Origin of the sequence: Bradyrhizobium sp. SZCCHNS1022 (assembly GCF_032484835.1) — a bacterium.
Classification (GTDB): domain Bacteria; phylum Pseudomonadota; class Alphaproteobacteria; order Rhizobiales; family Xanthobacteraceae; genus Bradyrhizobium.
The window spans coordinates 380,051-402,893 of the sequence record NZ_JAUETT010000007.1; the positions used below are offsets into that span (position 1 = coordinate 380,051).

The 22,843-nt window shown below is 61.6% G+C and carries 17 protein-coding genes and 1 pseudogene; 12 read left to right on the forward strand and 6 right to left on the reverse strand.

The genetic code is table 11. The features are described 5' to 3' along the window. The 4 genes from QX071_RS32045 to QX071_RS32060 form a co-directional block, all read right to left on the reverse strand. Positions 1-1,077, reverse strand: coding sequence for a prolyl oligopeptidase family serine peptidase (locus QX071_RS32045; protein ID WP_315706363.1), 1,077 nt, complete (start codon positions 1,075-1,077; stop codon positions 1-3). A 90-nt stretch (positions 1,078-1,167) separates the two neighbouring features. After that, on the reverse strand, positions 1,168-2,277 hold the full coding sequence (locus tag QX071_RS32050; RefSeq protein ID WP_315706362.1) for a helix-turn-helix domain-containing protein: 1,110 nt from the start codon (positions 2,275-2,277) through the stop codon (positions 1,168-1,170). Positions 2,278-3,272: 995 nt separating this feature from the next. After that, on the reverse strand, positions 3,273-3,548 hold the full coding sequence (locus QX071_RS32055) for a conjugal transfer protein TraD (RefSeq protein ID WP_315706361.1): 276 nt from the start codon (positions 3,546-3,548) through the stop codon (positions 3,273-3,275). After that, positions 3,545-3,871 carry a conjugal transfer protein TraD gene (locus QX071_RS32060; RefSeq protein ID WP_315706360.1) on the reverse strand — a complete coding sequence of 109 codons (327 nt, stop codon included), beginning with the start codon at positions 3,869-3,871 and terminating at the stop codon, positions 3,545-3,547. Before QX071_RS32060 ends, QX071_RS32055 begins: the two co-directional genes overlap by 4 nt. 171 nt (positions 3,872-4,042) lie before the next feature. On the opposite strand from QX071_RS32060, the gene traA reads away from it, so the two are divergent. From traA to thrS, 8 genes and pseudogenes are all read left to right on the forward strand, one after another. Continuing rightward, the gene (traA, locus tag QX071_RS32065; protein ID WP_316172175.1) at positions 4,043-7,054 is read left to right on the forward strand and encodes a Ti-type conjugative transfer relaxase TraA; all 3,012 of its coding nucleotides are present in this window, start codon (positions 4,043-4,045) and stop codon (positions 7,052-7,054) included. Positions 7,055-7,172: 118 nt separating this feature from the next. After that, a pseudogene (locus QX071_RS32070) lies at positions 7,173-7,361 on the forward strand (helix-turn-helix transcriptional regulator); the annotation flags it as partial. A 264-nt stretch (positions 7,362-7,625) separates the two neighbouring features. Next, on the forward strand, positions 7,626-8,261 hold the full coding sequence (locus QX071_RS32075; protein WP_315707299.1) for a tyrosine-type recombinase/integrase: 636 nt from the start codon (positions 7,626-7,628) through the stop codon (positions 8,259-8,261). Positions 8,262-8,398: 137 nt separating this feature from the next. Beyond that, entirely contained in the window at positions 8,399-8,689 is a 291-nt protein-coding gene (locus tag QX071_RS32080; protein WP_315707298.1) for a hypothetical protein, read from the forward strand. A 301-nt stretch (positions 8,690-8,990) separates the two neighbouring features. Then, the gene (locus tag QX071_RS32085) at positions 8,991-10,238 is read left to right on the forward strand and encodes a hypothetical protein (RefSeq protein WP_315707297.1); all 1,248 of its coding nucleotides are present in this window, start codon (positions 8,991-8,993) and stop codon (positions 10,236-10,238) included. A 291-nt stretch (positions 10,239-10,529) separates the two neighbouring features. Then, a complete protein-coding gene (locus tag QX071_RS32090; RefSeq protein WP_315707296.1) occupies positions 10,530-10,970 on the forward strand; it encodes a hypothetical protein in 441 nt (146 codons plus the stop codon). A gap of 280 nt (positions 10,971-11,250) precedes the next feature. Then, the gene (locus tag QX071_RS32095; protein WP_315707295.1) at positions 11,251-11,865 is read left to right on the forward strand and encodes a hypothetical protein; all 615 of its coding nucleotides are present in this window, start codon (positions 11,251-11,253) and stop codon (positions 11,863-11,865) included. Between the two features lie 507 nt (positions 11,866-12,372). Then, on the forward strand, positions 12,373-13,584 hold the full coding sequence (gene thrS, locus QX071_RS32100; protein ID WP_315707294.1) for a threonine--tRNA ligase: 1,212 nt from the start codon (positions 12,373-12,375) through the stop codon (positions 13,582-13,584). A gap of 266 nt (positions 13,585-13,850) precedes the next feature. Here thrS and QX071_RS32105 read toward each other — a convergent pair whose 3' ends face one another. Beyond that, positions 13,851-14,726: an isochorismatase family protein gene (locus QX071_RS32105; protein WP_315707293.1), complete on the reverse strand. Its 876-nt coding sequence runs from the start codon at positions 14,724-14,726 to the stop codon at positions 13,851-13,853. A 408-nt stretch (positions 14,727-15,134) separates the two neighbouring features. On the opposite strand from QX071_RS32105, the gene QX071_RS32110 reads away from it, so the two are divergent. The 3 genes from QX071_RS32110 (at position 15,135) to QX071_RS32120 (ending at position 18,274) form a co-directional block, all read left to right on the forward strand. Beyond that, positions 15,135-15,680, forward strand: a complete 546-nt coding sequence (locus tag QX071_RS32110; protein WP_315707292.1) for a hypothetical protein — start codon at positions 15,135-15,137, stop codon at positions 15,678-15,680. 474 nt (positions 15,681-16,154) lie between these two features. Next, positions 16,155-16,397, forward strand: coding sequence for a hypothetical protein (locus tag QX071_RS32115; RefSeq protein ID WP_315707291.1), 243 nt, complete (start codon positions 16,155-16,157; stop codon positions 16,395-16,397). A 17-nt stretch (positions 16,398-16,414) separates the two neighbouring features. After that, positions 16,415-18,274 carry a recombinase family protein gene (locus QX071_RS32120; RefSeq protein WP_315707290.1) on the forward strand — a complete coding sequence of 620 codons (1,860 nt, stop codon included), beginning with the start codon at positions 16,415-16,417 and terminating at the stop codon, positions 18,272-18,274. 85 nt (positions 18,275-18,359) lie between these two features. Here QX071_RS32120 and QX071_RS32125 read toward each other — a convergent pair whose 3' ends face one another. After that, on the reverse strand, positions 18,360-20,669 hold the full coding sequence (locus tag QX071_RS32125; protein WP_315707289.1) for a phosphocholine-specific phospholipase C: 2,310 nt from the start codon (positions 20,667-20,669) through the stop codon (positions 18,360-18,362). A gap of 138 nt (positions 20,670-20,807) precedes the next feature. Here QX071_RS32125 and QX071_RS32130 point away from each other — a divergent pair, with 138 nt between their 5' ends. Then, the gene (locus QX071_RS32130) at positions 20,808-22,802 is read left to right on the forward strand and encodes a tetratricopeptide repeat-containing sulfotransferase family protein (RefSeq protein ID WP_315707305.1); all 1,995 of its coding nucleotides are present in this window, start codon (positions 20,808-20,810) and stop codon (positions 22,800-22,802) included. Positions 22,803-22,843: the final 41 nt, after the last annotated feature.

Below are 22,843 nucleotides of genomic sequence, written 5' to 3' on the forward strand. Positions count from 1 at the left end.
TCAATCCCTCTGCGGATAATGATCGGTGAATCGGCCGATGCGGCATTGATAACCGTCTGGCGGCGGCGTCAGGACGAAGTCCTTGGCGCTTGTGCCTTTCGGATGCGAAGCCATCGTCTTCAGAGCCCAGATGTTAAAGGCCTGGGTATTGATCTGCGGCCACATGTGTCCGTGGGTAGAACTGCATGCGACATGCACCACATCAGGCTGAGCGGCAAAGAAATTGGAGCTTGCCTGCGTCGCCGGCCGGTAGTCCGCGCACAAGCCGATCGATGGACCACAATCCCAGAGGTCCTTGTCGCCGCCCCACACCGTGATGACGATCATCGATCCAAGCCGCGCCGGCAGCGGATAGGGGCCGACCCTGCCTTGCACGATTTTCGTGGGATCGGCGGCGACGAAGCTGCGCGCGTCATTGAAGGACAATCTGCTACCGTCATCCCGCGTCACATACCACTCGCCCGAGATAGGCATTCCGCCGGCCCAGAAATCCGAGTCGAACAGCAGGGCCCGATTGGTCATCGTGCCGCCGGAGGAGATGCCGCCGATATAAAGGCGATCGGGATCAAGCCGCCATTTGTTCCCGGCACACTTGACCGCTGCCTGGAAGAAACTGGCGTCGGGACCGGCGTCTTGCTTCCAGCGGTCGCCGATCGCGTTCGCGGCGCGGCCCTCATTCCATGGCCGCCAGTTCCAGCCATCGGTGCCAGGCCCGTTGCAGCGCCCTCCGGTGTAGGTGGGATCACCGTCGGCGCATTGGCGCACCGGCCCGATCACCAGAAAACCCTGCTTGGCCATCAGCGCATTGGCGCCGCTGCGGGGCGCGGTGAGGTTTGCGTTAGTGGATTCGACGGTGCCGGTGAGCGGCACCCAGACCGGGGCCTGCGAGGCGCCGCCGGTTGGCGGATAGACCCAGAAGGATCGCTGCAATCCCTTGTGGGGAAACCCAACATTCAGGCGTTCATGGACCTTATAGCCCTCGGGACACTCCCAAGTTAGCGTTGGCGAGGCAGCGGCCGCGCAATGCTCCGCCAGCAAACTTATCGCCACGGCGGCGAATATTGCACCCTTGTTCATCGGCGAGGTTCCGAAGCGATGTCGTCATCGCGAAACTAGCCGGATCGCACGAGGGCAGACCTATCGAATTTTGAAATCGAGGATCGAATATCAGCTCGAATGCGCAATTTCCCGATCGTCGCCCAAATTTTTCGCTGCGGCTGCCGTCCGCCGGCGAAATTCGGTCGGCGTCACTCCGGTGTCCGCCTTGAACGCGCGGTTGAACGGCGCAAGCGACTGGAATCCAGCATCAAGTGCGATCGTCAACACCGGCACCTCGGCTTGGCTGAGATCGGCAAGCGCCGCCTTTGCCTCGTCGATGCGATAACGGTTGAGAAACGCGTTGAAGTTGCGGTGGCCGAGCCCGTCATTGATGAGGGTGCGCAACCGGTATTCTGGCATCCCAAGTCTGGCTGCCAATAGACCAATGGTGAGCCCTTCCTGCCGGTAGGTCCGCTCGGTCGTCATCAAGTATTGCAGGCGATGGAGCGACGCTCGGTCCGTCACCGATGGACGCACGAACGATCTGGAAGCCCGACCGGCGTCATCGCTTCCGACGTGCGCGCCAGCAACGGCCGCCTGGCTCTCGGGCGGATCGAACAGCATCATCCAGATCGACATTAGCGCGAATGCGCCAAGGCCGCATGCGGCGGTTAGGCTGGTGGAGCGCATTGGAATTGCGGCAAGCCCTGCGCTGGCGCTGAGCACGACCTGACTGCTGATGCCGACCACCAGCGCAACCAGCAGCCGGCCGTGCGCCGTCGCCATGGCCTTACCCCATCTCTTCGCCGTCTGGCAGACCGCCAGGAGGGCGAACCCGATGGACACTACCGCCAGCAGGCGCCCACTCGTTGCTGCAACACCGGGCCAGACGGTCCAGCCGTTGTAAGCGACAACGCCGAGGCCAGCCGTGAGCACCCAAATGGCCGCATGCCAAGGGCGCAACGAGAAGCGCTCGTCGAAGATCATGCGTGCCCACGCCCACAGGATTACGGGGCCGCTCATGGCCAACGCGACAAAAGGCGAACTCCAGCCGAACGACCAGGCGGGAAAAAAGGGAGCTGTCGAAATTGCATACGCCGCACCGGCCACACTCATGGCGGCACCCAGACGCGCGGCGCGGTGAACCGTCGTATAGCGCAACAGCAGGACGGCGCAGACCACAAGGGATAGCCCGACTACCGCACCGCGGAGGCCGAGATCAAGAGCCGTTAACGCCATCGCAGTTGCCCTCCGCGCGAATTCAACTCAAATCCACAGTCGCCTTATTATATCTTGCCGGACGATCCGCAAGAAGTGTTCGGTTTCGGCAAACAGGATGGGCACTGAGGGTCAGCCTATGGCCCATCGCATTGATACTAGCACGTCGGCCATATGCCGCCGCCAAGAGGTAAGCGGACCTGAAGAGATTTTGAGCGCATAGCATGCGGTGGACCAAACGATTATGTTGCCTTTGGGTCATTTAAAGTGCCCGACCATTCCTAACTGGTTTCCAATGTACCCATGAGAGCCCGAGATGCGGACGCACGGTTTCGTCAATAGGAGCCAAATCGACAGATCGCACCGCGTCATGCGCGGTAACCCACGATCAGGCAGAACGTAGCTTAGCGTCTCTTGCGGACAACCATCCGCATCCTGCGTGGCCAGTCGCTGGAGGCCGATTCAATCTCACCCTGGCTGCACGTTCAGTTTAGGAAGTTGGATTGCAAGCCACGCCGGACGTGGCCCGCAAATTTCAGGGGCTTGGCCCCGTGGACCCGAGAGGGACAGCGAAGTGCAGAGCGAGCTTATCAAGTTCAGACTCAGGCCCGAGGACAAGTAGCTTTTTTACCGAGTCCGCCGAGCGGGCGGGTGTGACGGTCTTGGAAATGCTGCGCCGAGTGGGCCGTGCGGCGCCAGCAGGCGTGAACCAGACGGGTGGCGAACAGGCTGGTTTCGCTGGCAGATGCTCCCGAAGCTGATGCCGCGGCGATCACCGCGTGCATCAAGGCGATGGCCGAGACCTGCATGCAATCGCAGCGCGGCACCTCGCGAAAGTCAGATGAATCATCAACGCAAACGCATCAAGGCAACGGGGCCGGCGCTTTAACGCATGCTGCGACACCCGGCCGACGGCCAGGACAATGAGCGCGACTTCCAAGATGGCGGCGCCGACGCGCCCCGTTTCAGCCGTGAATATGCGCTTCACCACTGAATTCTGTCGTCCGAGAAATTGATCACGGACGATCGTGCGGTGCTTTCCGTGAGTTAGTGGGCGTACCCATCGCTCGCTCCGTCTCGAACACTTGCGTTCCTTTGGCGGTCCATAGCTCACGAGCATATTCGCTCTGATCGCTTTGGAGCTTTTCGGCCATCCAGAGCAGCGCGCCGAGTATGGTGGCGCGGTCGTCGCCCGTGAGGTCTACGATTCCGGCCTTGACGACGAGCCCGCCCAACTCGATCAGATGCCGCGTTCGCTTGCGGCGCTCGACTTGCCATGCGCAGCATGTCATGCTGCGCCCTTGCTGCCTGTTGACGTTTGCGCGCCGCCCGGTTGCGTTGGAGCGCCATCGATGTTGCGGTCAGTTGTCGGAGCATTTCGCCGCGACCGTCCTTGAAAGAACGCGGCCCCGCGCCTGGCCCATGCCTCCCTCTTTCCGGCCTCTTTTGTTTCTGCCAGCACAATCAGCGCGCCCGCCAATTCGTCGGCGTTGAGCGCGTCGGCTCCAGTGGCGATAACGAGTTCGCCGAGCTGCTGCACTTTGCGGTTCTTGAGGTCACGCGCCCTGTCCCCAAGTGCCTTCAGGTCGGCATCAAAGTCCCGTGGCTTACGCATCGTCGTCTCCATCAGTGTTGATGGAGAAATGATAGTCGAGCGCCCGGCACAATGCTGTAACGTCGTTAGGACGGCCTGGGACGCCGTAGTCCCTCCCGAGAGTTTTTTGAGGGAGGGCGCGCTTATACGTCGTTCCGACGTACGCTTCGCTGTGCCAGTGATCTGATCGCGATGGCGATCTATCATCTTCACGTCAAGGTCATTGGCCGGAAGGCTGGGAGCAGCGCGGTGGCGTCGGCGGCGTACCGCTCGGCCTCCCGCCTGCGCGACGAGCGGCTCGGCCGTGAGCAGGATTTTTCCGCCAAGCGCGGTGTCGTTCATTCCAAGGTGATGCTGCCCGAGAATGCGCCGGTGGCATGGAGCGACCGCGAGCGGCTCTGGAACGATGTCGAAGCGTTCGAAGTCCGGAAGGACGCGCAGCTTGCCTGGGAGGTCGAGTTCGCCCTTCCGCGAGAACTGACTGAGGCTCAGGGCATCGAGCTGGCTCGGGACTTCGTTCGCGGTGAGTTCGTCGGTGTGGGTATGGTTGCTGATCTCAACGTGCATTGGGACAAGGGTGAGGACGGGATGCCCAAGCCTCACGCCCATGTCATGCTGACGATGCGCGCGGTCGACGAGAAGGGATTTGGCCAGAAGGTGCGAGAGTGGAATCGCACGGAGATGGTCGAGCGCTGGCGCAAACGTTGGGCGGAGCTCGCCAACGAGCGGCTGGCCGAGCTCGACATCGACGCGCGGATTGACCACCGCAGTCTGGAAGACCAAGGCATTGCGCTCGAGCCGCAAAGCCAGATCGGCGCACCGGCCAAGCGCATTGAGGGTCGGGGCGTCGGAGACGAGGGCGCTGCGGCTGACCGGGCCGAGATGCACCGCGAGATCGCGCGAAACAACGGCAGGAGGATCATCGCCGATCCCTCCCTTGGACTGGACGCGATCACCCAGCAGCAATCGACCTTCACACGCGGTGACCTTGCAAAGTTCGCGCATCGGCACAGTAACGGGCTCGACCAGTTCAACCAGGTGGTGGGCGCGATTCAGGGCGCGCCCGATCTGGTCGAACTGGGCAAGGATGCCCGCGGCGAGGATCGGTTCACAACCCGCGGAATGGTCGAGGCAGAACAGCGCCTGCATCGCGCTGCTGAGCTGCTAGCGGACCGTGAGCGCTATAACGTCCGCGACGCGGCTCGCCATGGCGCTTTGGCGCGTGCGGAAGCACTCGGACTGGTGCTGTCATCCGAGCAGGTTGACGCCCTGGCGCACGTCACGGATGGACGCGGTCTCAGCGTCGTGGTCGGCCATGCCGGGACGGGAAAGAGCGCGATGCTGGGGGTGGCGCGGGAGGCCTGGGAAGCAGCCGGCTACGAGGTCCGGGGCGTGGCACTGTCCGGCATCGCCGCGGAAAACCTCGAAGGCGGATCGGGCATTGCGTCGCGCACGATTGCCAGCCTGGAGCATGGCTGGGAGCAGGGCCGTGATCTACTCAAATCGAGCGAGGTGCTCGTCATCGACGAGGCGGGGATGGTCGGCACGCGCCAGCTCGAGCGCGTGATGTCCCGTGCTGCCGAGGCGGGCGCCAAGGTCGTGCTGGTCGGCGATCCGCAGCAGCTGCAGGCCATCGAGGCGGGCGCAGCTTTCCGGTCGATCCATGAGCGTCACGGCGGGGCGGAGATCGGCGAAATACGCCGTCAGCGCGAAGACTGGCAGCGCGACGCCACGCGCAATCTGGCGACCGGCAAAGTCGGCCATGCGCTGGAAGCCTATCGGGCCAATGGCATGGTGCATGAGGCGATGACCCGCGAGCAGGCGCGGGGCGATCTGATCGCGCGCTGGGACCGCGACCGGCAGGTCTCGCGGGACCGGAGCCGGATCATCCTGACCCATACCAATGACGAGGTGCGCGCGCTGAACGAGGCGGCGCGCGGACGGATGCGGGCAGCCGGCGACCTGGGCAATGAGGTGGGTGTAACGGTCGAGCGCGGCGCGAGAAGCTTTGCCGGCGGAGACCGCATCATGTTCCTGCAGAACGAGCGTGGGCTTGGCGTCAGGAACGGCACACTCGGGACCATTGAACTGGTCAGCGCGCAATCCATGACCGTGCAGATCGACGATGGCCGGTCCGTGCGCTTTGACCTCAAGGATTACAACCGGATCGACCACGGTTATGCCGCGACGATCCACAAGGTGCAGGGTATGACGGTCGACCGGGTCCATGTACTGGCAACGCCCGGCATGGACGCCCACAGCAGCTATGTCGCCCTGTCGCGGCATCGCAACAGCGTGGACCTGCATTATGGCCGCGACGATTTTACCGATGCGGATCGGCTCAACCGTGCCCTGTCGCGCGACCGGTCGAAGGACATGGCCTCGGATTACGACCGTGCCGATCCCGTCCAGAGCTACGCCGAGCGGCGCGGGATCACGTTCCGCGAGCGCGTGGCCGAGATCGTGCGCAAGGCCGTGCCGGAGAAGCTGCGCGGCATGTTCGACGGCCTTAGCGTTCTTGGAGAGGTGCTCGACCGTGATGGCGGACGACGGCCCGAGCGGGGATCCCCCGAAAGAGAAAACAGCGGCACGGCAGCCGACCGGCGCGAAGCCGAAGTGCCGGCAAGGACCGTGGCGCAAGATCCCGAAGCGGAAGCCCGTCGCGTGCGGACCCGGGCGCTGGTGCGCCATGCTCGTGCCGTGGATGCGATCTTCGCGGCGCATGAGACGGGCGGCAGAGCGAGCCCCGAACAGGTCAAAGAGCTACAGACCGCCCGCCAGGCCTTCGAAAAGGTGCGCCCCTATGGCTCCCACGACGCTGAGGCCGCCTACAAGAAGATCCCCGAGCTGGCCCGCGAGGCCGCTGGCGGACGCCTCAACCGCGCCATCCGCGCGCTCCAGCTCGAGACCGAACTGCGCATCGATCCGAGCCGCCGCGCCGCGCGCTTCGTGGAGCGCTGGCAGAAGCTCGAGCACACCAGCCAGCGACAGTATCAGGCCGGCGACATGTCCGGCTACAGGGCGACGCGCGCGGCGATGGGCGACATGGCCAAAGGCCTCGAACGTGATCCGCAACTGGAGTCCATCCTCGCCAGCCGCAGGAAAGACCTCGGCATCGCCTTCGAATCAGGTCGCCGGCTCGGTCAGCAATTGGCCCTCGCTCACGGCATCGGCTTTGGAAGAGACAGAGGCCTCGAACGTTGACCCGGTCTATTTGCCGCCGTCTCTACGCCACAGCACGAAGCTGTGAAAAACGCTCTTTCGCGCGCGTGACTGCTTGCTCTGTGTAGATCAGGAGCAGTCAGCGGGAGGCAGCGCAGCCATGCGCGAACCAGACCGGATCGTCCGCCTGAAAACCGTTCTTGCCCGTACCGGCCTGTCCCGATCCACCATCTACCGCAAGATCGGCGAAGGCACATTCCCGGCCCAACTCAGGATCAGCGTCAACGGCGCAGGCTGGCGGGAATCCGATATCAACCGCTGGATCGCCGATCCCGCGGCGTGGCGTCCGACATGCCTGTCCGTCGCCTGCACGGACGATGTCCGCTCCGGGAGCCAACCGGAAGTAGTGCACGGCAGGACCGAAAGGCGACATCTGACCCGAAGCTGAATCTTCGATCAAGTCAGCAGCGTCCCCTTCCAGCCCATTACGGACGTTGGCTACCGGCATTTGTGCAGTGCGGATCCAAGTTTGCCGTGACCTGAGAGTCGCACCAATTCCAACGCCTCAGCCCGCCGCTCATGCTCTTCGGCCTTCCTAACCGAGGAGCGTGACATGCAAGATCAAGCGAATGCTATCCCAACGACCCACAAGCACACGCCTTGGAATAAGGGCAAGCTGACGGGGGCGAAGCCTCCACTGCGGCCCAAACATGTTTGGTCCATTCGAACGAAGCTCCAGATCGAAGGTCGTATCCGAGACCTCGCGATGTTCAATCTGGCGATCGACAGCAAGCTCCGTGGCTGCGATGTCGTGGCGATCAAAGTAGAGGACGTCGCCGCGGGCGGATACACTGCAGATCGCGCAACCGTGCGCCAGAAAAAGACCGGTCGACCGGTCCGATTTGAATTGACCGAACAGACTCGTCAGGCGGTCGATGAGTATCTGAGGGCCACCAACAAGAAGCCTGGCGAGTTCTTGTTCGCGGGCCGTCGTGGTCCGCAAAAAAGCATCACCACACGCCAATATGCGCGCCTGGTATCGGATTGGATCGGCAGTGTCGGGCTTGATCCGAGACTATATGGGACGCACTCACTGCGACGAACCAAAGCGACCCTGATTTATCGGCGAACCGGAAATCTCAGAGCGGTCCAGCTTCTGCTCGGGCACACCAAGATCGAAAGCACCGTCAGATATCTGGGCATCGAAGTAGATGACGCCCTGGCAATAGCGGAACAAGTCGACGTCTGAAATACCCGGGCGGAGCGGGCATGCTCCGCCCGATTTTCGACGTACGGATCGGGCCAGAAGGCGACATCCCGATCGGGAACGTTCGGTTGTCGAATTGTGCTAGACTGCGGCCGGCGCGGGGGCAGGCAGGCATTTTGATGGGCACATTCTATACGGACAAGCAGATCCAGGAAGCGATCGCGGCGTTGGAGAGTAACTCTCCTGGTATCTGGGAGAGGATGAAGAAGATGACCGCCTTGCCACCAGGGCCTCTCACCGAGGAAGAGGAGCTTGAACAAGGAGCCATTGTGCGCGTGCTCACCATTGTCCTGCCTCAGGTGTCGTTTGTCGTGCAAGCCGAAGACAAGAATGAAGCAAGAGCCCGTCTGAGCATTGATCTGGGCAACGCTGTTCGTGCCGCAGTCGTCGGCGATCGGGATGCTGTCTAGATCACAACCGCCGCAGCGGGTCAGGGGCCGCCGTGGCCGGCAGGCTGACGGCACGGCCGGTCTACCCCCAGCTCCGGAAATATCCGTGTACTCTGGCACTTACGCTTCGGGCCAAAACCGGACTTATAGTATTTCAAAAGCCGATCCGATCCCGCACGAGGAGTCGATTGAAGAACGGCTAACCATTATTAACTGCGAAACAATAAAGTCTTAGTGAAGCACCCATTACTTGCGCAAATTCCGTTTGCTAAGGGACTGAAATGCTACGGCGGTCGAGGCCGTGATTGCTCGGGTGTTTGTCATGAAAACGGTCACTATCCGGATTATCGTAATCGCTCTCGTGCTCGGCGCGGGGCTTCTGGTGGTGAACAACGAACTGCGGGCCCTTGGCAACTTGGGCTTCACGAAGTCCGTCAAGGTCACATCTCCTGGTCAGGATCGCGGCTACTATTACCGGCTCAAAGCCAGTCTGGCGTACAAAGGCGAACCGCTCGATTTCGATATCGTGGTCGGCTGCAACGTCAGCGTCACGACCTACAAGGACAATGATCGGACCGTCGAAGTCGGTGTGGCGCCGATGGCGTACGGCCTGAAGATGAAGGATGGGCACGGCGTAGTAGTGCGTCCGCCCGAGGCTTGTGGCGGTGAGACCACCGAGAATGGAAAGGTGCCAAAGAGCCTGCTGCCACTAGTTGTGACTTACGAAAGTGCTGACGCACCATGGTTCGGCATAGCTTATGCGTCCGAAGATGCCTACGAGAGCCCGCTTTCCGAATTGAACTTTTTCGGTGCTACGATCAGCAAGGCGACACGCGAAGAATGGCAGGAATGGCGTCGTACGGAGGCTTCGAAGAATTTCGTAACCTACGAATTGCTTGGTATCAATGACAAGAATCGCTGGGAGAAGCCCCGTTGGAAGCCCGGTTATCGAGCGATGGGGTCGATATGTAGCGGCCTTTCGCGCTTGAAACTGCCGGAGCCCGTGAGCGAAGCGATTCGTCTGTACTGGCCAGCTAGTAGGCCTGATTACTGGTATCCGAGCGGGGACGCGCGACGCGCGTTCCGTTCTTCAGGCGACTACTATGGAAAAAGGATCCTCTTCGAGGGGAACCCCCTTCGCGACTATTCGCCTACAGAATCAACGTTTTTTCCCGGGCTCCCGCGTCACAAGCCGGGAGCGCTGATATTCTTCACTGGGCACGTAGTCGGCGACCTATATCCGGCAAGCTCCGATCTCTCGTTTAACCATCTCGATGCTGCCGGTGAGCTGCCCGCTGAAATTCAGACGAAGTCGCGAAGGAGCTACACCGACGTGAATGTCCGTCCCGAGCTCAAAGGCTTCGCTTATTGTGATGTCGTCTGGAACATTGATGGCGTGCCATCCGAAATTAGTTCCAACAGCAACCCCAACGCAAATCGAATTAACGGGCAGCCAATCAATGAAGATCTAGAGCGGCATACCGGCGATTTTGACTATGCATTCGAACGCGATGAATACGTCTACTTCCGCAAGCGCTATTCGTTCGTGAACATTTTTGGAGGCTTATAGCTCTTCTGCTGGCGGCTCACGCGCGTGATGTCATGTCAGCTTCGGGTCAAAGACTGAAACTCTCATGCCGAGTAAATCTCTTCTGCACCACCTCGGATAACCGACATGGCGCGACCCTGAAGGCTTTCTCTGCCGGATCATTCCGGAACGGGTTGGCGCTATGGTCGATGTAACCCAGATAACTGCCGACTTGCCGCAGTGCCGCAAGTCGGCAGCCATGGGCCAGAAGGCGACATGGCTTCATCGAAACTACCGTGATAAAACGTGGCGTGGTCTTTAGTGGAGACGCCAATGCACTCAGACGAACCAGACCTTAAGCTCGGTGGGTTCTCGCTTTGGGTGTTTGGTCGTCAATTTCCCGAGGCCACCGACTATTGGGACGGAAACTGGCTGAATGTTCGAGCGCGGGTCGAAGCACCCGGTGCGGTGGTCGAAGCAAAGGGAGCATTCGTCAACATCCCAGAGTTAGCAGGCTTCGTTGAACAACTAGAAGCACTTCATGCGACTTTGGTCGGCGAAGCCGGGCTACGTTGTTTGGAGCCTAACTTGGAGATTGCGATTCGGTCCGGCTCTCGCGGCCACATGGCAGTAAAAATCATGTTGACACCCGACCACATGACCCAGTCGCACGAGTTCAATTTTGACCTTGATCAGAGTCATCTGGGTCAACTTCTTGACGGATGCAGAAGTGTTTTGTCGCGCTGGCCAGTCCGATCGAAGGCTTCTGCTTAGGGTCACGTGCTGCCGTCCCGGACGAGCTAGCGCCACGGCCGGTGTACCTCGGATAGTTGCCGACTCGATGCAGCGCCGCAAGTCGGCAGGCTCCAGGCCATTCACGGCACGGTCGGGCGGGCCCTATCACGTCCGCAATTCGCCCCGAACGGACGCCACCGAGGCAGGCAGATCACGTACGCTGTCAGCCCAGAGGCGACATCATAGCGAGGCGTGATATGAACAGGGGAAGAACCCGTTAATTCGCCTGACTTACGGCGATCCGGCAGGGGAAGCATGCATGTACAAGTCGCAGGACGGCCTCACAATCATTGAAGGACTCGAACCGATTCAGAGGCGGCCGACGATGTACATCGGAGCGACGTCCGGCCGATCGCCCTCCTGTCGTTTACTGGAAGTGCTCGTCGATGCCATCGCAAATGACGCGCCCGCCCCCCAAGAAATCCGCGTCCTATTATGGAGCGGGTCCGTAATCACCGTTGCCTGGGACGGAGTCCCGCTCCCTATCGAACCCTTGAGCGACGAAGGCGTCTCGCATCCAGCTCTCTATTACCTCTTCATGTATGTTGCCGCTGGCGCGCCGCCGCTCGGCCGCTTCTTCTTCGGTGCGATTTTGAATGCCTTATCGGAGCGGCTGGTCGTCTCAACCATGCACGACGATCGCCGATATCGCGTCGTGTTCTCGAGGGGCACAGTGGTTGCGCTTCTCAAAGCTACGACCTGCCGCCAGCCGCTCGGGACGACTTGGATCACATTTCGGCCCGACACAGCGATCATTGGCGGTGATGCGGTGACATGGGCCGATATGCAGCACATCGTCGCCTCAACTGAACGGCAGGGTAGCCCGCGTTTTTGTATCGAGGACCATTCGAGCGAAGAGGCGCATTGGTATTGAGGGAGACCCGCAACCTCACTGCATGAAAGTCGGCTCGGATCATTCGCGGCTTGATCGGGCTGCCTCGCCATGTCCGCAATTCGCCCATAGCCGACCTTCCGGGTGGGGTGCATCGACGGCTGCTTCTTCCCCATCAGCGAAGTGGCGAGCCGCCGCGTTGAGGTCCGCTCTGGGTTGGTCAACGGACCAGAATTGCTCAGATCGGATTTTCGCATTTTGACCCAAATGCAACATTCGCTGCGCAAATCATCCAGCCTGTAACCAGGCCCGCACCAGCCGTTTTGGGCCTTGACTTCCAACGGCTTTGCCTCCATCTCGTGAGCTATGAAGAAGCTTCGATCAGCCGCATCGACCACCACCGCGACCGCTTACGGCGGATCGCCTCTGGGTTGTGCGCGCTAGAGACAAGCGTACTTTCAACCAGAAAGGCCCCGCCGGCGACGGACGGGGCCTTTCTGGTTTTTGTTGTCTTCGTCCGCGCTCATTCCAATCACAAGGAACACAGCAATGGACGATCTCGATCACCGAAGCCTCGGTGTGAAGCTCAAGCTCTGGCACCTTCAGGAAGACGCACCCGGCATGGTGTTTTGGCACCCGCGCGGATACGCGATCTACCGGGTGCTAGAGGACTACGTACGATGTAAAATGCGCAGGGCCGGCTATAGCGAGGTCCAGACGCCGCAACTGTTGCCGCAAGAGATATGGGAACGCAGCGGCCACTGGGAGAAGTTCGGCGAGCACATGTTCCGGGTGGACGACAGCGAACTAGCGATGGCGCTGAAGCCGATGTCGTGTCCGTGCCACGTGCAGATTTTCAACAAAGGGCTACGCTCGTGGCGGGAGCTTCCGCTCCGCTATGCCGAGTTCGGTGCCTGCCACCGCAATGAGCCTTCAGGCTCGCTCCACGGTATCATGCGGACCCGTGCGTTCGAGCAGGACGATGCTCATGTGTTCTGCCGCGAGCAGGACGTGGAGAGCGAAGTCGCGCGCTTCATCACCCTGCTGGATGAGGTCTACCGGGACCTTGGCTTTCCCAACTACGAGGTAGCTTTGGCCACGCGGCCGGCGGTGCGCGCCGGCGACGATGCGACCTGGGACTGGTCAGAGGCGAAGCTCGGCGATGCCTCGCGGCGGTGCGGCCTCGCACCTCAAATCAATCACGGAGAAGGTGCGTTCTACGGACCGAAGTTGGAATTTGCGCTGCGCGACCGGCTCGGACGATCCTGGCAGTGTGGCACGGTACAACTCGACGGCGTTCTGCCGCAGCGGCTCGAAGCCTCCTATGTCGCCCCCGATGGCAGCCGTGCCAGACCCTTGATGATCCACCACGCGATATTTGGATCGCTCGGCCGCATGATTGCTATCTTACTTGAGCAACATGGCGGCGTGCTTCCGTTCTGGCTGTCGCCGGACCAGGTCGCGATTGCGCCGATCTCGAAAGACCAGGTCGAATATGGTGCGGATGTGCTGGCGGCGTTCGAGGATGCCGGGATCCGAGCCGTTGCCTATGATGTCGCCGACAGCCTCGCGCGGCGCATCGTGACGGCGCGTGAAATGGCGGTGCCGGTGTTGGCGATCGTGGGCGAACGAGAGATGAGGGGTGGTCGGGTCGGCCTGCGCGAGCGCGACGGCTCACAGGCCGACGTTCCGCTGGCTGAAGCGGTGTCCCGCTTGCAGGCGAGAGCACGGCCGGGTGCCGTTGCGACTGAAGCGTTGTAGCACAATGCTTGAGGCGCTCGTCATAAAGTGAAATCTGTGTGGTGGGCGCTGTGTGAGATGGCCGCCTCCAGGATGCACGACCTGCCCCTCGGGCGTTGGCTCAGCGCTCGACGAGCAAGGGGCGAGCATGCTCGGAAGAGGCCATGTCGCCTCTTGGCCCATCTCGGACCTTCTGGCCGGTGCTTACGACGTCTACTATCTGGGTGCAACCGGGCGTCGGCTACCCTCGAAGTGGCAAGTGGTTTCGGGCGGCATAGCTCCGGAGCTTAATTCGACGCGATGGTCTGGCGCGTGAAGGCCGCCCTGAGCGCTGCAAGCTGCGTGCTCGTTGCGCCTCTCTCCGCCTCGGCTCGATCAGCCGGGATGTCTGAGTACGGGATTGGTTGATCGAACTGGCTTTCAGTGAAATCGTATCGTACCCCTCCAATTTGATTGTAAAAGTGATCTCCTTGCACAAGGGGAGTTCTCAGTAAGTCACCCCCAAATATTTCATGGACGAGTAGCGAAGTGACATTGCACTGTCCGGCTGCCGGATTTTGCATGGTCCATTTGCTGGAGGTCGCCAACGACCACGACTTGCGCAATTTTCCTTGAATAGCGTTAGAATCAAAAACCGCAGCCGTTAGTTCGCTGGTTGGTATGACGCGGATGGATCGATTGGTAATCAGCTCTCCCCAAAGCCAGTTGTGATGCGCAATGACAACCGTCGCAGGCAAGTGAGGCCGGTCACTGAGCGTGTGACCGTCACTGACTGCGATCACGTCGTAACCATGAGAGACCGTTGAACGGACAGTCGCATCGACGCAAAGGTCCGTCGCCCATCCTGTGACAACCACGCGGTTTGGACAGATGTGAGCCAAGAGGCTGGCGAGAGACGTCCCGACGTATGGGTCGTTCAACGTCTTATCGACGACGAGATCGGCATCACTTCGGATTAGGTCTGGAAGGAACTCCCAGCCGGGCGCGCCCGGTTCAAAGACGTCGCCTGCATTACCGCAATGCCTAATCCAGATTATCTGGCCTCCATCGTCCCGCACCTTCTTCGACAGCAGATTGATGTGCTCGATCACACCCTGCAGATTATGCTTGGCGGGGCCTCGCAATAGCCCAACCTGCATGTCGACTACGATGAGAGTATCCATAAGCGATAGCCCTTGTGATGATCGTCGAACGACTTGTAACAGGAGACAGGCTAGTTGTCAGCTTATGGCCCATCGCGACGAAATCCGCCTATGGCCTGCATGGAGGCTCTGAGGGCGTAGACCGAACCTGCCAGAGATCGGGCAAAGCCGTCGCGATCGACCCATCGCGACATATTGCGCTTCTGCAGGAAGTCGGTCGCTATAGGGACAAAGCAGACATTGCTTTAGTCGCATCACGCCGTAGGGTTTATGGGTACACGGCCTGGCCGTGAGTGAAAACCGGATATCCATTGACGTAACGAATCGACCGTGATTCGATTCGCGGCACTGGCCGCTACAGGCCAGACAAGCGGCCCGCACAGATGCAGCAACACCTGCGCGAGCCTAACCCTCAACATGGAGTGACCCATGTCTCAGGCTGATTCTGCCTATACCACGAGTCGTTTAATCTTTCCTGCCGGCCCTGCCGTTCGGCGTCGGCAGTTCGTCACTGGTAGCGCCGCCATCCTGGCCGGGGTCATCACGCCCTCGCGGGCTGAAAGCGTTGGCGTTTCAACCCCGCCCGACCCGGTCCTTGATGCCATCGAGGGCCACCGCCGAGCCTTTGAGGAACTGGGGCGCCTGCTCACCGAGCAGGATGCTGCCGAGCGCGAGCTGCGCCGTGCGCCCTGCAGCAGGCGGGCCGAGCTGGAGGTCAAGTTAAGTGGCCTCTGCGAGGCTGAAGGCGCACTCGGCCGGGCTGAGATGAAGGCCTCGCGTCAGCTCGCCGGCACCGTGCCGGGAAGCCTCAAAGGAGCGGCCGCGGCGTTAAAGTATGTGCGCGAGTGTTACGAAGCTCGCCAGTACCCCCTTTACGAGGAGGATGGCTACCGGTTGCTGCTGCTCTCAACTGAACGCGCGATTTGCGCGGCCGTTGGTCTCGCTATTCCGAATCGTGGTGTTGATCCTCGATAACGATTGCGCGCCTTCCTGCGAGCGGGATGTGGAAACGAAGGCCTGGTCGAACCGCTAAGGCGCCGCCAGACGAAAGCGGTGCGAACGGATATCTCCGACCTACGACCATCGTGCCACATCTCAGCTCCGCAAACGGCCGAAGAATCGACGTGAAGGCGACCCGGGTGCGCTTAGACCTGACGCAGGAAGAGTTCGCAGCTCGCTTCGGATTCAGCGCTCAACATGCTATGCCATTCGGAGCAAGGTCGCGACAGCCGGAAGGGCCGGCACGCGTTTATCTTCTCGCGATCGAGCGCGCCCCGAAGGCAGTGCAGAAGGCTTTGCAGGCTGTGTGATGCGTTCGAAACCTACGCCAAAACGGCCGTTCGCAAGTATCTGCGCGCTCCCGTACGATGGCAGGATTTCTGGTCTTCTCTTCCTGAATTCGTCGCCGCTTGATGCTCGTTTGACTTCATCAATCGGGCGAGTGACGGCATGGCAGATGACACAGAACTGGAGCTGGACGACATCAGACCGGCCAACGACAATCAAGGTCCGGAGGATGGAACGAGCAAGGCGGATAACAAGACGCGGCGACAGTTGGAGCAGGTGACGTTGACCATTGCCCGGCTGATCGGACGCCGGATTGCACGGAAGCAGTTCGCGGCGCTCAGCGCCGCCAATGATAACGGGCCTCAGGCCGCGAGGGATGCGGAGGACGAGGCCGGCGAGGATTAGACAGAACGGAGACCGCCATGCCCCGCGTTGCGCTTTACGCTCGCTACTCGTCCGACAATCAGAGCGAAAGCTCGATCGAGGATCAGTTCCGCCTCTGCCGAGAGCACGCCAAGCGCGAGCGATGGAAGGTCACGAGCACCTATCACGACGCCGCCATTTCGGGCGCGAGCATGATCCTGCGGCCCGGCATCCAGTTGTTGTTGCAGGATGCGCAACGCGGTCTGTTCGATGTCGTGTTGGGCGAGGCGCTGGACCGGATTTCTCGTGACCAGGCGGATGTCGCCACGCTGTTCAAGCATCTGCGCTTCGCGGGCGTCTCCATCGTCACCCTGGCCGAAGGCGAGATCAGCGAGCTTCACGTTGGCCTCAAGGGCACTATGAATGCCCTGTTCCTCAAGGACCTTGCCCTGAAGACTCATCGTGGTTTGCGCGGCCGAGTGGAGAAGGGCAAGGCCGGCGGTGGCCTCTGCTACGGCTATAACGTCATGAAGGGGCTCGACGCCAACGGTGAGCCGATCCGGGGCGATCGCGAGATCATCGTGGAGGAAGCGAGGATTGTCCGACGCATCTTCCGCGCCTTTGCCGCCGGCAAAAGCCCGAAGGCCATCGCGGTCGAACTGAACAAGGACGGCATTCCCGGCCCGCTCGGCCGGGCCTGGGGCGACACCAGCATCCGAGGCCACGTCTCGCGCGGCACCGGCATCCTCAACAACGAACTCTATGCCGGTGTCCTGGTCTGGAACAGGCAGCGTTTCGTCAAGGATCCGGCGACTGGCAAGCGCGTGTCACGGCCGAACCCGGAAAGCCAGTGGATCAGGACCGAGGTGCCGCATCTCAGGATCGTGGACGATGAGCTGTGGCAGGCCGCGCGGGCGCGGCAGCAGCAAATCTCGGCCCTCTTCGGTCCCAACCCGGCCAATACGCGGGAGGGCAGGGCCAAGCGGCTGCACCTCGCCAACCGGCCCGTCTCCCTCCTTTCTGGCCTTCTCACCTGCGGATGCTGCGGCGGCAAGATCGGCATCCTGACGCCGAACCGCTACGGCTGCCTCAACCACCATCGTCGCGGGACCTGTGCCAACAACCGCACCATCATGCGCGAGAAGATCGAGGCGCGGGTGTTGGCGGGACTGAAGGATCGCCTCGTCTCGTCCGAGGCGGTCGCAGAAGCGGTGCGTGCCTATGCTGAGGAGATGAACCGCCTCAACCACGACCGGCGGGCACGGGCGGAAACAGACCACCGTGCGCTTCAGAAGATCGAGCGGGCGGTTGCCGGCATCATGGCGGCAATCGAGGATGGCCTCTACCAGCCGTCGATGAAGGCGCGGATGGATGAACTTGAACGGCAGAAGGCGGAGATCACAGCGCGCCTGTCACAGGCTCCCGCCGACGTTCCCGACATGCATCCCAACATTGCCAACGTCTACCGCAAGAACGTGGCCCGGTTCACCGAGGCGCTCACCGATCCGGATGGCGGGCGCGAGGCAGCCGAGGCGCTGCGCTCGCTCATCGGCGAGATCGTACTCAATCCCGGCAAGAAGCGTGGCGAGGTCCATGCTGAGCTGCGTGGCGAGCTGATGGGTATCCTTGAATTCTCGAATATCCAGGAAAATCAGAGAAGTAGTCTTGTTATGCCGGCAGTGGCTGCACGTCCCCGCAACCAAATTCGGACATCACCGGTTCCGATACGAAAATGGCCCGCATTGCGCGGGCCATTTTTGTTTGGCGAGATGATTTGCCGGCCGTGTCATGCACGACGAGTCTCACGCCAGTTCGCCGCACCAGCGCGGTGCCATTGCTCTCGTGCTTCCGCGATTCTGCACGCAAGAAGAACGGCCGCGCCTACCGGCACGGCCGTTCTAACGCTTAGTGAAGCGTAGGATTTGACGTTCGCCTGAGCAGTCCCGCGAACTGCGGAGCAAACGTCAAATCAGCTTCATCCGTTATTCGACGCGCGGCGCCCCCTCAGGCCTTCAACGCCAGCAGACCGCCCATCGCCGGGTCCGACTTGCTGTCGCGTCCGGTCTCGACATGCCCGGTCAGCCGGTACTCGAAATGCGGGTCTTCCGCGACCGTGACGACGAGGTCGTACCAGCCGTGGAAACGCTCAAGCGGCAGCCTGCCGTCGGCACGCCCGTTCGGGCCAAGCGTGCGGACCATCTTTTCGCCGGTATACGCATCGAACAGGGTCACGGTGGCCTTCTGCGGCCGCGTGTTCCGCACCGACAGCGAGATCAAGTTGTCGTCGTCATCTCCATAGCCAGAGCGGATATCGAGCGCTACCGCGCCAGAGCCGACGCTGCCCTTGAACGAGCGGGTGAACCCGTTCGGGCCGTAGACGGTGAGGTCGTACGTTCCGGTGACGGTCCAGGATCCCGACAGGGTCTTGCCGGCCTCGACCGTGTAGGTCCGGACCGGGTCGGTGGTGCTGCCCGAGCGGACGTGGAACACGGCGCCGGCCTTGCCGCTGTTGATGAACTGCAACGCGATCGTGCCGGCGGTAACGTCGACCTTGCCATAGACATTCAGTTCGTAGGGCAGGGCGCGCGCCGGGCGAATGCCCTTTTCCTGCTCAGGAATACCGATGATCACGTTGTTCGGCTTGATTGCGACCGTCGGCGGGCTGACGGTGCCCGACAATTCGCCGACCGACGGCAGATAGCCGGCGGTGGACGGCAGCTTGACCTGATCGTCGTCGTCCCGATCCCGATCCGGGTTCTTGAAATTGAACACCGAAGTCAGGTCGCCGCAGACGGCGCGGCGCCAGGGCGAGATGTTGCGTTCGTAGACACCGAAACGCTTTTCGATGAACTGGATCGTCGACGTGTGATCGAAGACTTGCGAGTTCACGTAACCGCCCTTGCTCCACGGCGAGATCACGAGGCACGGCACCCGGGTCCCCAGTCCGATCGGGCCGGCCGGCGATGCGGTCGTGACGATCTCGTTGTGGTAGTCGACCGTCGAGGCGCCCATGTCGGGCGTAGCCGGCACGGCCGGCGGCGGTGAAGGCGGAACGACGTGGTCGAAGCTGCCGTCGGCTTCGTCGTAGTTGATGATGAAGACCGTCTTGCTGAACACCTCCGGCTTCGACACCAGGATGTCGAGCACCTGCGAGATGTACCAGGCACCATAGTTGACGGGCCAGGAGGAGTGCTCGGTGTAGCCGGCCGGCGCGACGATCCAGGAGACCTGGGGCAGCGTCCCGTTCTGCACGTCGGCCTTGAACTGGTCGAACTGGCTGAGAGCCCAGGCTGTCCAGGCGGAGGCCGGAGCGTTGGCCGCAGGCTGATTGTAGGCCAGCTGTGTGCCGGTGCAGGCATTGTCGAACAGCGGGTTGCCGGCGCTCGAGTTCGCGTATTGGGCAAAATACAGCAGCGAATTATCCGTATAGTCGCCGCTGAAATCGCCGGCCGGGCCTCCATCGCCGAAGTCCGGCGCGAACGTGCTACCCGCCAGGTCCTGATAGACTTTCCAGCTCACGCCGGCCTTGGTCAGCACCTCGGGAAACGTCTCCCAGCTCAGGTAATGCCCCTGAGGAAGGCCATTGCTGGTGATCGGGCCTGCGCCGAAGCCGTCCGTTCCGCCCGCGCCCACGTAATCGACGTTTCCGATGCTGCCGGTCCACATGTAGCAGCGGTTCGGATTCGTCGGGCCCAAGATCGAAGAGTAGTAGTTGTCCAGCACCGTGAAGGCGTCGGCCAGCGCGAAGTGATAGGGAATGTCGGCGCGCGTGAAGTACTCCATCGCGACCGCGCCTTTTTGCGCTGCCCAGCCGTCGTACTGCCCCATGTTCCAGGCGATGTGGTTACGGCTCCAACCATGGTCGGTGCCGCCGAGATAGGTGAGGCCGAGGCTGTTGAGGCCGGCGCTGATCTTTTGCGGGTCGATGCGCAGCGGCGGAATCACGGGAACGCCGTTGGCCGGGCCGCCGAGGTTGCCGTAATTCGGCGGAACGGAATAACCGGCTGCGATATTTGCCGCGCTGGCAGGCTGCAGGAAGACCGACGCCTTCACGGCGCCTCCGGTCTGAAGCGGCAGGTTGATCTTGACGGCGCGCGGATCGGCGAAGCCGCGGACGCCGCGCAGCGTGCCGAAGTGATGGTCGAACGGACGATTCTCCTGCATCAGGATCACGATGTGCTCGACATCCTTGATCGTGCCTGTGCGGTGATGAGCGGGAATCGCGAGCGCCTTCGCGACGTTTGTGCTGAGCGTGGTCGCTGCAGCGCCCGCCGCCAACATTTGCAGAAACTGACGACGATCGGTATTGGTCAACGAGCTAGCCCCCAAGTCATGCTGTGTGAAGATTGATCGAGGCAAGCCGAATGGCATCGCTCGAAATCAGGTGAAGGGCGCACGCTAGGAACCGATCATTGCGCGCAGATGAAATATCTATGAAGCGAGAGTGAAGTGATGGTGACCGAGCTCGATCGCCGCGATACGAATGCCGATACGTTAGCCGCGGAGCTGCGTCACGTTCAGGATCTGACCTCCGCTCGTCGGCACACGGAAGCGCTGGCCGCGGCCCGCGCAGTGCTGCAGCGGGCGCCATCGCAGCGGCGCGCGCTTTATTTTTCGGCCCTGAACCTTCGTTTGCTCGATCAGCCGAAGCAAGCTCTCCAGGCGCTGGATGGGTTCGAGCGCGCTCAGCCAAGCTTCAGCCTGCTGTTCCAAGAGCGCGGTCATTGCCAAGTGGCGCTGGGAAATCCGGCGTCCGCGATCGAGTCGTTCGAACGCGCGGTCGAACTCAATCCTGCACTCGGATCGAGCTGGGCGATGCTCGAACGACTGCTCGGCGCTGCCGGCCAGAGGCGGAGAGCGCAGGTGGCATCACAGCACCTTTCGAAACTGAGCGAATTGCCGCGCGCGGTCGTGGAGGCGGGCAGCTGGTTCTGTGACGGCGAGTACTTGGCAGCGGAGAACCTTCTGACGAGCTACATCGAGCAGGATGGAAGGCATGTCGAGGCGTTGCGCCTGCTCGGGCGGATCGCGCAGCGGCGCGGCGCAACGGATCGGGCCGAGAGTCTTTTCCGCGAAGTGGTGCAGAATGCACCCGGTTATTCCGCCGCGCGGTTGGATCTTGTGCGCATTTTGATCGGGCGCCAGAAATACGCGGCGGCGCTGGACGAGATCCAGCCGCGCCTGCAGACGGAGCCGTCCGATTCCGATGCCCGATTTTTGCGCGCCACGAGCCTCGCGGGCCTCGGTCGCTATGACGTTGCGGTGCCGATCTTCCGCGAACTGCTCTCGGAGACGCCGGAGCTTAATCATCTGCGCATCGTGCTTGGGCATTCGCTGAAGGCGCTCGGCCGGGCCGACGAGGCGGTGCAAGCCTATCAGGACGCGACCAACGGCCGAGCCGATATCGGCGATGCATATTGGAGCCTCGCCAACCTGAAGACATATCGGTTCAGCGACGACGAGATCAGGCGGATGCGGGAGCTCGAGGCGCTACCGGCTCCGGGGCTGCCGGATCGCGAACATCTTTGCTTCGCGCTCGGCAAGGCGCTGGAGGATCGGGCCGAGTTTGGCGCGTCCTGGTCGTTCTACGAACGCGGCAATTTGCTGGTGCGAGCGAAGAGGGGCTATCGCGCCGAGGTCACGGATGATCGCGCACGTCGCCTGATCGAGACCTGCAGCGAGGAATTCCTTGCGGCCCGCAGCGGTGCCGGCGCCGCCGACCGCGATCCGATCTTCATCGTCGGCCTGCCACGCTCGGGTTCGACGCTGCTCGAACAGATCCTGGCCTCGCACCCGGACGTGGACGGGACGCAGGAACTGCACGACATTCCGCGCGCCGTTTCGGAATTCCGCGGACGCTATCCGGATCTGTTGCCAGGGCTCGACCCGCTTCTGTTCGAACGCCTCGGGCGGCGCTACGTGGACGAGACGCGCGTCTACCGGTGTGGGCGGCCGCGTTTCATCGACAAGATGCCGAACAATTTCTGGCACATCGGCCTGATCCACCTGATGCTGCCGAATGCGACTATCATCGACATCCGGCGCGAGCCGATGGCCTGCTGTGTCAGCAACCTCAAGCAATTTTTCGCGAGAGGGCAGGAGTTCTGCAACGGAATCGAGGAGATCGCGAGCTATTACAGGACGTATCTGGAGTTGATGCGTCACTGGGATCGAGTCCTGCCGGGCCGGGTGCTGCGGGTCAGTTACGAAGACCTGGTCGAAGATCTCGATGGCAGCGTGCGTCGGATCCTTGCGCATTGTGGGCTCGCATTCGACGCCGCCTGTCTGGAATTCCACAGCAACCGCCGTGCGATCAATACCCCAAGCTCGGAGCAGGTGCGCCGGCCGCTGTTCCGCGACGGACTTTCGCAGTGGCGGAACTACGCGCCCTGGCTCGATCCGTTGAAGGACAGTCTGGGCGATGCAATCAATCGGTATCGGGACTAAAAGAAAGACCGCCTCGCGGGCGGTCTTCCATTCGTCGATCG